Here is a 10810-nt window from a genome sequence, read left to right as displayed (position 1 = left end):
TCTCATCACGCTCTAGGGTCACACCAGCTATTCGGGCAATCCTGCGTCACGCAGCGCGGCGCCGATCTGGTCGCGCAGTGCGGCATCGCGCACCGGAAACGCCTCGCTGATATGCGAGGTGCGGAAGCCTGGATGCACCCGCAACAGACGAGCGATCGCCTTTCTCGCCTCCTCCGCATCGCCTGCGCGGATCGCGTTGATGATGAAGGCGCCCAATGAATGCGCATTGGAGTTGAAGCGCAACGACCGCCTGGCCACCCTGCATCCCTCCGCATAGCGTTCGAGCCAGAAGTAAGCGTGCGCCATGCCGATCCAGGCGCTGACGCGCAAGGGATCGAGCGGACTAAGCCTGATCATGTGGTCGAAACTCTCGATTGCGCGTTCGGTCTCACCGCGCATCAGCGAGACCCAGCCGCGCGAATACCAGGCGAATCCGAGATTGGGGTTCAATGCGATCGCCTCCTCGACCATCGACGAGCCGAGGTCGTAGTCATGCCCGAGATAGGTCAGCACGTGGCCGGCCGTCGACTGCACGAACGCATCCTCCTCGCCGAGCCGCGACGCCAGCCGTGCGTGCTTGACGGCCTCGAACCGCTCCGGGCCGTCGAGCGGCGAGCCGCTCGTGGCCTGCCGGGCCATCCAGGTCCACGCCAGCATGGCATGCGCCGCGGCGAACTCCGGATCGAGCCCGATCGCCTGCTTGAACAGCTTGTAGGCATCGGCGAGCGAGGCGCGCTGATGAATCAGTGCCATGCCGCGCAAATAGAGGTCGTAGCTGTCCAGCTTGTCCGTCGGCTTCTGCCTGACACGCTCGAATTCGGCCTGCTCCAGCCTCGGCGCGATCAATCCGACGACGCTCGAGGTCACCTTGTCCTGCAGGCCAAAAATATCCTCGAGCTCGCCGTCGAAACGGTCGGCCCAGATGTGATTGCCGGTCGCCGCCTCGATCAGCTGTCCGGTAATGCGGACCCGGTTGCCTGCCTTGCGTACGCTGCCTTCCAGCACATAGCGCACGCCGAGCTCCCGGCCGACCCGCTTGATATCGATCGCCTCGTTCTTGTAGGCGAAGCTCGAATTTCGCGCGATGACGAACAGCGATTTGAACCGCGACAGCGCCGTGATGATCTCCTCGACCATGCCGTCGGCAAAATAATCCTGCTCGCGATCCCCGCTCATGTTGTCGAACGGCAGCACCGCGATCGACGGCCTGTCCGGCAGCGGAAGCGGCGGGACTGGCGCGACGGCCTCGCTCGAGCGCCGAGCAGCAGGTGCGCCGTCGACCCGAATCTGCCACACGCGCATCGGCTCAGCTATGTTCTTCAGGGACTGCGCACCCAGGTCACCGAAGTCGATATCGACCTTGCCGCGGATTTGCCGGTGGGCGTCGTCCGAGATGCAGATTCCACCAGGTTCGGCGATCCCCTCAAGACGCGCCGCGATGTTGACGCCATCGCCGAAAATATCGTCATTGTCGATGATGATGTCGCCGACATGAATGCCGATGCGGAATTCAATTCGGCGATCGATCGGCACCGCGGCGTTCTGCTCCGCCATCCCGCGCTGAACCCCGATTGCGCACTGCGTCGCGTCGACGGCGCTGGCGAACTCGACCAGCATCCCGTCGCCGGTTGTCTTGACGATACGGCCGCGGCATGTCGCGATGATCGGATCGACCACCGTCTTGCGGGCGGTCTTCAGGTCGGTAAGTGTCCGCTCCTCGTCACGGCTCATCAGGCGGCTATAGCCCGCGACATCCGCCGCCACCAAAGCTACCAACCGTCGTTCGACGCGTTCATTGGTCACGGAATCTCCGTGGCAAAATTCATTGGAATCGAAAAATCAATGCCCCATCAAAGCATGACAGAATGACGCAGGCTAGCTGGTCCAGAAGCCCGGCACCGCGGGCTCAAGCCGTCCGCCGGCGCGCACCGGCGCGACCTTGACCGCAAGCCCGGTCGTATCGTCGGTCTCGACCGCGATGCCGCTCAGCGTCGCAACGCCGCCGGCCGGCTCGAACCGGCCGGAGGGAATGCCGGTGAGGAAACGCTGCAGCGGCTCCTCCTTCTGCATGCCGATCACCGAATCATAATCGCCGGTCATGCCGGCATCGCTCATATAGGCGGTGCCGCCCGGCAGCACCTGGTGGTCGGCGGTCGGCACATGGGTATGGGTCCCGACCACGAGGCTGACGCGGCCGTCGCAGAAGAAGCCGACGCCCTGCTTCTCGCTGGTGGCCTCGGCATGGAAATCGAGCACGATGGCATCACAGCCTTCGCGCAGCGGGCAAGCCTCGAGCTCGCGATCGATCGCGCTGAACGGATCGTTCGAGGACGGCTCCATGAAGACGCGGCCGATCGCGTTGAGAACCAGTGCGCGCTTGCCGCTCTTGGTGTCGACCAGCGTGGCGCCGCGGCCCGGCGAATGGCGCGGGAAATTCAAGGGGCGGATCAGGCGCGGCGCGCGCTCGATGAAGACCAGCGCCTCCTTCTGATTCCAGGCATGGTTGCCGAGCGTGATCGCGTCGGCGCCGGCATCGAGCAGCTCCTGATAGATCGCCTCGGTGATGCCGAAGCCGCCGGCGGAATTCTCGCCATTGACGACGACGAGGTCGAGCGACCAGTCCCTGATCATGCCGGGAAGGTGGTCGGCGATGGCGGTGCGGCCGGTCCTGCCGACGACGTCACCAACGAAAAGAATACGCAAGGCTAGGCACTCCGGAAATCGAACGTCTTGCGCTCCGTTAGCACATAATCGAGCGGGACGTCGTGTGACAGCGCCGGAATGGCCTTGGTTTCCTGTGCAGCAAAGGCGACCCCGACCCCGATCACATGCTTGGCCTTGCGCAGATGCGCAAAGGTATAGTCGTAATAGCCGGCGCCATAGCCGATGCGGTGACCGAGCTTGTCGAATGCGGCAAGCGGCACCAGCATCACGTCGGGATGAACCTCGGCCGCGGCCGGTGACGGCTCGGGAATGCCGAGCGGCCCGAGCATCAGGCGGTCCTGCGGCGACCAGCTGCGGAAGGTCAGCGACTGGCCGCGCGCATTGATGCAGGGCAGTGCGAGCCGTGCACCCTTGTCGGCAAGCTTCTTCATCAACGGGGCCGGATCGAGTTCGCTGCGGATCGGTGCATAGCCGGAGATGATCATGCCCTGCGTGATCTCGAACGGCGCGCCGCGCCTGGCAAGCGCCTCGGCAGCAGTCGCGCGCTGCTCGTCGCTCAGCGCGTCGCGCTTGGCGAGGGCAAGCGCCCGAAGCTCGGCCTTCGATGGAGATGCGTGCATGATCCATCTTCCGCTGTCGTCGTCCGCGACAACGGACGATCCATCATTCCACAGACGCTAGCTTTCGTAAGACCAGCCGCGGCGCGCCGGACGCCCTGCTTCGCAGGGGACAGCGCTGCACCACAATCGAACCGCCGCCGCGCGACGACCAGGCAACAGCAAAAATAGTGCGAAGCCGCAGAGGCCGTTGGAGCACTCGATCCCGGAGTTCCCTACGAAAGTAGGTGGGCACCATATGTCCGGGTCCACGGACCCGGCCAGGGACAGTTCCCTAAAGGATCGATAAGGCCCCGGGGATATATGGCTCCTGACGCACGACGCAGCTTCGCGGGGGCTAATCTAGCTATCGTTGCCGCAATCCGCCAGCGGTAAGGACGACGCAGAGCTCCTGCTCTCTCTTCCCCCTCCCCCGGGAGAGCATTTGCGGGTGCGCGGCGCCAAAATATTGAAAACAACCCCATGCAAAGTAGCGGCGGGCGTTCGATCAATCTGCTTGAGGCGTCGGGCAACTCACGGATATTTTTCCAATATTCCGAAATCCAGCAACCCACAGTCGCCCTAAAGGCGCGTATGGCATTTGCGTGCTTCTGTAACCGACGTTCCCACGTCGTCATGGCCGATCGCCATATCGGATAGCCCTGCCCCCCAGCAGAGGATCAGCCGATCGCGATGCCGCCGCCGATAGTGCGGTTGAGCACCTGCGTGGTGCGCTCGATCCGCTCGGCGGCGGCGTTGAGCGCGTTGGAGACCGCGGTCTGGGTCGCGCGGGCGCGGTCGGTGGCGGCGACGCGGGCATTGCGCAGCTGCTCGACCTCTTCCTCGAGGCTGCGGATGCGCGCGCTCGCATCGACCAGTTCGTCGCAGGCGGTGAGCGCCGCCATCACCGTGAGCCTGGCATCGCCGATCTCGCCGAACTTGCCGCGCAGCGATTCGACGCGCTGCTGGAGATTTTCCGCGAGCTTCAGCAGCCGCACCTCCTGGCCCTCCTCGCAGGCCATCCGGTATTGCCGGCCGTTGATGGTGACGTTGATGTGGCTCATCTGCTGTCTCCGCCCTCGAGCACGGCGCGAATCGTGCCGATCGCCGCGTCGAGCTTTTCCGCGATGTCGCGATTGACGCGCTCGAGCTTGCGCGACTTCACCAGCGATCCGTCGAGCTCGTCGGCAAGGCGGGAGCGATCGGCGCCGAGCGCCTGGATCCGGCTCGCCAATTCATTCTCGTCGCGGTCGGCCTCGCGCCGCCGCTCCACCGAGCTTTCCAGCGCGTCGAGCGCTGACATCAGCCGCTTTGTCGCAGCATCGATATCGGCAAGCGGTGCCTCGGTATTGCCAGACCCGTTGGCGAGACGATCACTCATGACACGCGGCGTGGACCCCTCAGGTAGGCCGTTAGAGATGGCTGCCGCACGGCAAAACTGGCGGTTCGGCAAGCGTTTACGGGACGAAATTTACGTGGCAAGCGAGCCCAGCGCAACGGCAGTGCAGAACTATGCACCGTTCAATGAAATAGGGCGATTTCGGGCAACTTTTCCCCGTTTTGGGGCGTTTCATCGCCTTGGACTTGCGGAATTGAGGTGCTAATCCACCCTCCAACCCGTAAGGCCATCCACGCGCGTATCGCGGCTGCCCGCCCCGATGCGTCCAGCAATCAGCTCCTCATTCCAGGCGGACTTTTCATCATGACGCAGGTCGATCACACCCGTATGGCCAATGCGATCCGTGGCCTTGCCATGGACGCCGTCGAGAAGGCGAATTCCGGCCATCCCGGCCTGCCGATGGGCGCCGCCGACATCGCGACCGTCCTGTTCACGAAATTCCTGAAATTCGATGCCGCCGACACGGCATGGCCCGATCGCGATCGCTTCGTGCTCTCCGCCGGCCACGGCTCGATGCTGCTCTATGCGTTGCTGTACCTCACCGGCAACAAGGACATGACGCTCGACCAGATCAAGCATTTCCGCCAGCTCGGATCGCTGACGCCGGGCCATCCGGAGAACTTCCACACCAAGGGCATCGAGACCACCACCGGTCCGCTCGGCCAGGGCATTGCGACCGCGGTCGGCATGGCGCTCGCCGAGAAGATGCTCGCCGCCGAGTTCGGCAAGAAAATCGTCAATCACCACACCTATGTGCTCGCCTCCGACGGCGACCTGATGGAAGGCATCTCGCAGGAAGCGATCGCGCTGGCCGGCCACTGGCGGCTCAACAAGATGATCGTGCTGTACGACGACAACGGCATCTCGATCGACGGCCCGACCTCGATCGCCGATTCCGTCGATCAGGTGAAGCGCTTCAAGTCCGCGGGCTGGGCCGCCGAATTGATCGACGGCCATGATCCGGAGGCGATCGCCGCTGCGATCACCCGCGCGCAGAAATCCAGCAAGCCTTCGCTGATCGCCTGCAAGACCACGATCGGCTTCGGCGCACCGACCAGGGCCGGCACCGCCAAGGCGCATGGCGAAGCGCTCGGCGCCGCTGAGCTCAAGGGCGCCAAGGAAAAGCTCGGCATCTCGCTCGAGCCGTTCTCGGTGCCCGACGATGTGCTGAAGGCGTGGCGTGAGGCGGGCGCCCGCGGCGCCGCCGAGCACAAGGCCTGGGACGAGCAGTTCGCACAGCTCGGCAACCGCAAGCGCGCCGAGTTCGAGCGCCGGATCCGTCACGAGCGGCCGCAATCGCTCGCCAAGGGGCTGCGCGCCTTCAAGAAGGGCCTCCTGGAAAATCCGCTCAACGTCGCGACCCGCAAATCGTCGGAAGCTGCGATCGAGGTGATTGCGGCTGCGATGCCGATGGAATTCGTCGCCGGCTCTGCCGACCTCACCGGCTCCAACAACAACAAGGCGAAGTCGGCGGTCGGGTTCGCCGCCAAGACGCCGAAGGGCCGCTTCATCCATTACGGAATTCGCGAGCATGGCATGGCGGCCTGCCTCAACGGCATCTTCCTGCATGGCGGCTTCGCGCCGAACGGCGCCACCTTCCTGGTGTTCACGGACTATGCGCGCGGCGCGATGCGCCTGTCGGCGCTGATGGGCACCGGCGTCGTCTATGTCATGACCCATGACTCGATCGGCCTCGGCGAGGACGGCCCGACCCACCAGCCGGTCGAGCACCTCTCTGCGCTGCGCGCGATGCCCAACATGCGCGTGTTCCGTCCCTGCGACGCGGTCGAGACCGCCGAGTGCTGGGAACTGGCGCTCAACCGCATCGACGGACCGACGGTGCTGGCGCTGACCCGCCAGAACCTGCCGCAGCTCCGCACCACGGCGCCGAACGACAACCCGTGCAACCACGGCGCCTACGAGCTGGTCGCGGCGCAGGGCGACGCGAAAGTGTCATTGTTCGCCTCCGGTTCCGAGGTCCAGATCGCGGTCGAGGCGCAGAAGCAGCTCGCCGGGCGCGGCATCGCGACGCGGGTCGTCTCGGTCCCGTCGCTGGAATTGCTGCTGGCGCAGCCCGCCGAGCGGCAAAATGCCATTATCGGCAACGCTCCGGTCAAGATCGCGATCGAGGCCGCGGTGCGCTGGGGCTGGGATGCCGTGATCGGCCGTGACGGCGAATTCATCGGCATGCACGGTTTCGGTGCCAGCGCCCCGGCGAAGGACCTTTTCCCGCATTTCGGCATTACCGCTGAAGCCGTCGTTAACGCTGCCACGAAGCGCGTCTGACGCTGGCCTGGCACCCGCGGGCCAAGGTTGAGCTTGACGCGAAAAAGGATTACCAAAGCTGCATCTTTTCCGTACGCGCCCGGCTGAACCGGGCGTTCCGCCGTAAAAACCTCGTGGGAGCCCTCCCGCGGGGCTGACAACAGCATTAGAGGAGACGAGCATGGCAATCCGCGTCGCGATCAACGGGTTTGGGCGTATCGGCCGCAATGTGTTGCGCGCCATCGCCGAGTCCGGCCGCAAGGACATCGAGGTGGTCGGCATCAACGACCTCGGCCCGGTCGAGACCAACGCGCATCTGCTGCGCTTCGATTCCGTGCATGGCCGCTTTCCGGGCACCGTGACCGTCGACGGCGATTCGATCAGCGTCGGCGACAACAAGATCAAGGTCTCGGCCGAGCGCGATCCCTCCAAGCTGCCGTGGAAGGCCCTCGGCGTCGACATCGCGCTGGAATGCACCGGCATCTTCACCGCCAAGGACAAGGCCTCCGCGCATCTGACCGCCGGCGCCAAGCGCGTGCTGGTCTCGGCCCCGGCCGATGGCGCCGACGCCACCATCGTCTACGGCGTCAACCATGACACGCTGAACAAGGATCAGCTCGTCGTCTCCAACGGCTCCTGCACCACCAACTGCCTCGCGCCGGTTGCCAAGGTGTTGAACGAGACGGTCGGCATCGAGACCGGCTTCATGACCACGATCCACGCCTATACCGGCGACCAGCCGACGCTCGACACCCTGCACAAGGATCTCTATCGCGGCCGCGCCGCTGCGATGTCGATGATCCCGACCTCGACCGGCGCCGCCAAGGCGATCGGTCTGGTGCTGCCGGAGCTGAAGGGCAAGCTCGACGGGGTCTCGATCCGCGTGCCGACCCCCAACGTCTCGGTGATCGACCTGAAGATCGTCGCCAAGCGCGCCACCGACGCCAAGGAAATCAACGAGGCGATGAAGCGCGCCTCCGAGCAGCAGCTCAAGGGCATTCTGGGCTTTACCACCGCGCCGAACGTCTCGATCGACTTCAACCACGATCCGCACTCGGCCACCTTCCACATGGACCAGACCAAGGTGCAGAACGGCACGCTGGTGCGTGTAATGGCCTGGTACGACAATGAGTGGGGCTTCTCGAACCGCATGGCGGACACCGCCGTCGCGATCGGCAAGCTGCTCTAAAGAGAGACCACCCGCGATGCCCGGCCCTGTGCCGGGCATCTGCGTCTTTGCCCCCCGCATTCGCGACCTCGACGGTCGCGACATCGGCAAGCGAAAAGCGACGCCGTCCCCGGACGGCTGTGTCCGGCCGCACAGGAAACGCTCATGACAAAATCGTTCCGCACCCTCGACGACGTCAACGTGAAGGGCAAGCGCGTGCTGCTGCGCGTCGACCTCAACGTCCCCATGGACGGCGGCCGCGTCACCGACGCCACCCGGCTCGAGCGCGTTGCCCCCACCATCACCGAAATCTCCGACAAGGGCGGCAAGGTGATCCTGCTCGCCCATTTCGGCCGCCCCAAGGGACGCGATGCCAAGGACTCGCTGAAGCCGGTCGCTGAAGCGCTGTCGAAGGTGATCAAGCGCCCGGTCGCCTTCGCCGAAGATTGCATCGGCGAGCCTGCGGCCAATGCGGTTGCGGCCCTCAAGGAGGGCGACATCCTCTGTCTCGAGAACACCCGCTTCCACAAGGAAGAGGAAAAGAACGACGCCGGCTTCGTCGCGGAGCTCGCAAAGCTCGGCGACATCTGGGTCAACGACGCCTTTTCCGCCGCACATCGCGCCCACGCCACCACCGAAGGCCTCGGCCACAAGCTGCCCGCCTATGCCGGTCGCACCATGCAGGCCGAGCTCGACGCGCTCGGCAAGGCGCTGGAAGCACCGACCAAGCCCGTGATCGCGATCATCGGCGGCGCCAAGGTCTCGACCAAGATCGACCTCCTGGAAAACCTCGTGAACAAGGTCGACGCGCTGGTGATCGGCGGCGGCATGGCCAACACGTTCCTGCACGCGCAGGGTATCGCGGTCGGCAAGTCGCTCGCCGAGAAGGACCTCGCCGAGACCGCGCTGCGGATCATGGAAAAGGCCAACGCCGCGAACTGCGCGATCATCCTCCCCGTCGATGCCGTTGTCGCCAACCAGTTTGCCGCCAACGCGCCGTCGCACGCCTATGGCCTCGACGCGATCCCGGCCGACGGCATGATCCTCGACGTCGGCCCGCAATCGATCGCGCGCATCCATGCCGCGATCGACGATGCGGCAACGCTGGTCTGGAACGGACCGCTCGGCGCCTTCGAATTGACGCCGTTCGACCGCGGCACCGTGGTGTCGGCCAAGCACGCTGCCGAACGCACCAGGGCCAAGAAGCTGATCTCGGTCGCCGGCGGCGGCGACACCGTCGCGGCGCTGAACCAGGCGGGCGTGGCTGGTGATTTTTCCTACGTCTCGACCGCCGGCGGCGCGTTTCTTGAATGGATGGAAGGCAAGCCGCTGCCGGGCGTCGAAGTTCTGAAAAAGGGTTGATCCAGAGCATGATCCGGAAGGGCGTGAAGCGGCTTTCCGAAAGATCATGCTCAAACAATGAGCTAAAGCGCGATGACGATTCAACCTAAGCTCATCGCGCTTCAAATCCGCGAACGCGCACACCAGGGAGAAATGGAATGGCTCGCATAACGTTGCGGCAACTGCTCGATCACGCGGCCGAGCATGATTACGGCGTACCTGCCTTCAACATCAACAACATGGAGCAGGCGCTGGCGATCATGGCCGCGGCCTCCGAGGTCGACGCGCCCGTCATCATCCAGGCCTCGCGCGGCGCGCGGTCCTATGCCAACGACGTCATGCTCAAGCACATGATGGATGCCGTCACCGAGATCTACCCGCAGATCCCGGTCTGCGTGCATCTCGACCACGGCAACGAGCCCGCCACCTGCATGACGGCGATCCAGGCCGGCTTCACCTCGGTCATGATGGACGGCTCGCTGAAGGCCGACGGCAAGACCCCCGGTGACTGGGACTACAATGTCGGCGTCACCAGGACGGTGACCGGCATGGCCCATCTCGGCGGCATCTCGGTGGAAGGCGAGCTCGGCGTGCTCGGCTCGCTCGAGACCGGCATGGGCGACAAGGAAGACGGCCATGGCGCCGAGGGCAAGCTGTCGCACGACCAGCTGCTGACCAATCCGGACGAAGCCGTGAAGTTCGTCCAGGAAACCAAGGTCGACGCGCTTGCGATCGCGATGGGTACCTCGCACGGCGCCTACAAGTTCACCCGCAAGCCCGACGGCGACATCCTCGCCATGAACGTGATCGAGGAAATCCATCGCAAGCTGCCGAACACGCATCTGGTGATGCACGGCTCCTCGTCGGTGCCGCAGGAATTGCAGGAGATCATCAACGCCAATGGCGGCAAGATGAAGCCGACCTGGGGCGTGCCGGTCGCCGAGATCCAGCGCGGCATCAAGAACGGCGTGCGCAAGATCAACATCGACACCGACAACCGGATGGCGATGACCGGCCAGATCCGCAAGGTGCTGAAGGACAATCCGGAAGAGTTCGATCCGCGCAAGTACCTGAAGCCCGCGATGGAGGCGATGACCAAACTGTGCAAGCAGCGCCTGCAGGAGTTCAACACTGCGGGCCAGGCCAGCAAGATCAAGAAGGTGCTGACCACGGCTGAAATGGCCAAGCGCTACGCCGCGGGCCAGCTCGATCCCAAGGTGGCCTGATCTATCCCTCCCTCTCCCCGCCCTTCGCGGGGAGAGGGTTGGGGTGAGGGGCTGCGCGACATTCACGCTGCCAGACGGACTCGGAGAGAGTCCCCCTCACCCGGAACGCATCTGTCGATGCGTTCCGACCTCTCCCCGCAAGCGGGGCGAG

The 10810-nt window shown here is 64.7% G+C and carries 9 protein-coding genes and 1 other RNA gene; 4 read left to right on the top strand and 6 right to left on the bottom strand.

Annotated elements, in window-relative coordinates; translation table 11 throughout:
* Positions 1-27 precede the first annotated feature (27 nt).
* The 6 genes from H8A92_RS37690 to H8A92_RS37665 form a co-directional block, all read right to left on the bottom strand.
* Positions 28-1803, bottom strand: coding sequence for an adenylate/guanylate cyclase domain-containing protein (locus H8A92_RS37690; RefSeq protein ID WP_229200310.1), 1776 nt, complete (start codon positions 1801-1803; stop codon positions 28-30).
* Between the two features lie 72 nt (positions 1804-1875).
* Positions 1876-2703 (bottom strand): TIGR00282 family metallophosphoesterase, encoded by an 828-nt coding sequence (locus H8A92_RS37685; RefSeq protein WP_229200308.1) that lies wholly within the window; start codon positions 2701-2703, stop codon positions 1876-1878.
* A 2-nt stretch (positions 2704-2705) separates the two neighbouring features.
* Positions 2706-3284, bottom strand: a complete 579-nt coding sequence (locus tag H8A92_RS37680) for a 5-formyltetrahydrofolate cyclo-ligase (RefSeq protein ID WP_229200307.1) — start codon at positions 3282-3284, stop codon at positions 2706-2708.
* Between the two features lie 168 nt (positions 3285-3452).
* Positions 3453-3613, bottom strand: a non-coding RNA gene (gene ssrS, locus H8A92_RS37675) — 6S RNA.
* A 327-nt stretch (positions 3614-3940) separates the two neighbouring features.
* Positions 3941-4324 carry a cell division protein ZapA gene (locus tag H8A92_RS37670; RefSeq protein WP_024579212.1) on the bottom strand — a complete coding sequence of 128 codons (384 nt, stop codon included), beginning with the start codon at positions 4322-4324 and terminating at the stop codon, positions 3941-3943.
* Positions 4321-4641, bottom strand: coding sequence for a DUF4164 domain-containing protein (locus H8A92_RS37665; protein ID WP_229200306.1), 321 nt, complete (start codon positions 4639-4641; stop codon positions 4321-4323). The genes H8A92_RS37670 and H8A92_RS37665 overlap by 4 nt, the downstream gene beginning before the upstream one ends.
* A 321-nt stretch (positions 4642-4962) precedes the next feature.
* Between H8A92_RS37665 and tkt the strand changes: the two genes are divergently transcribed.
* From tkt to fba, 4 genes are all read left to right on the top strand, one after another.
* The gene (tkt, locus tag H8A92_RS37660; protein WP_229200305.1) at positions 4963-6945 is read left to right on the top strand and encodes a transketolase; all 1983 of its coding nucleotides are present in this window, start codon (positions 4963-4965) and stop codon (positions 6943-6945) included.
* A 160-nt stretch (positions 6946-7105) separates the two neighbouring features.
* On the top strand, positions 7106-8113 hold the full coding sequence (gene gap, locus H8A92_RS37655) for a type I glyceraldehyde-3-phosphate dehydrogenase (protein WP_163160670.1): 1008 nt from the start codon (positions 7106-7108) through the stop codon (positions 8111-8113).
* A 144-nt stretch (positions 8114-8257) separates the two neighbouring features.
* Complete coding sequence (locus tag H8A92_RS37650; RefSeq protein ID WP_229200304.1) at positions 8258-9454, top strand: phosphoglycerate kinase; 1197 nt, start codon at positions 8258-8260, stop codon at positions 9452-9454.
* A gap of 137 nt (positions 9455-9591) precedes the next feature.
* Positions 9592-10659 carry a class II fructose-bisphosphate aldolase gene (gene fba, locus H8A92_RS37645; RefSeq protein WP_229183491.1) on the top strand — a complete coding sequence of 356 codons (1068 nt, stop codon included), beginning with the start codon at positions 9592-9594 and terminating at the stop codon, positions 10657-10659.
* Positions 10660-10810: the final 151 nt, after the last annotated feature.

Source organism: Bradyrhizobium acaciae (genome assembly GCF_020889785.1).
Taxonomy (GTDB): domain Bacteria; phylum Pseudomonadota; class Alphaproteobacteria; order Rhizobiales; family Xanthobacteraceae; genus Bradyrhizobium; species Bradyrhizobium acaciae.
This window is presented reverse-complemented; position numbering and strand designations above follow the sequence as displayed.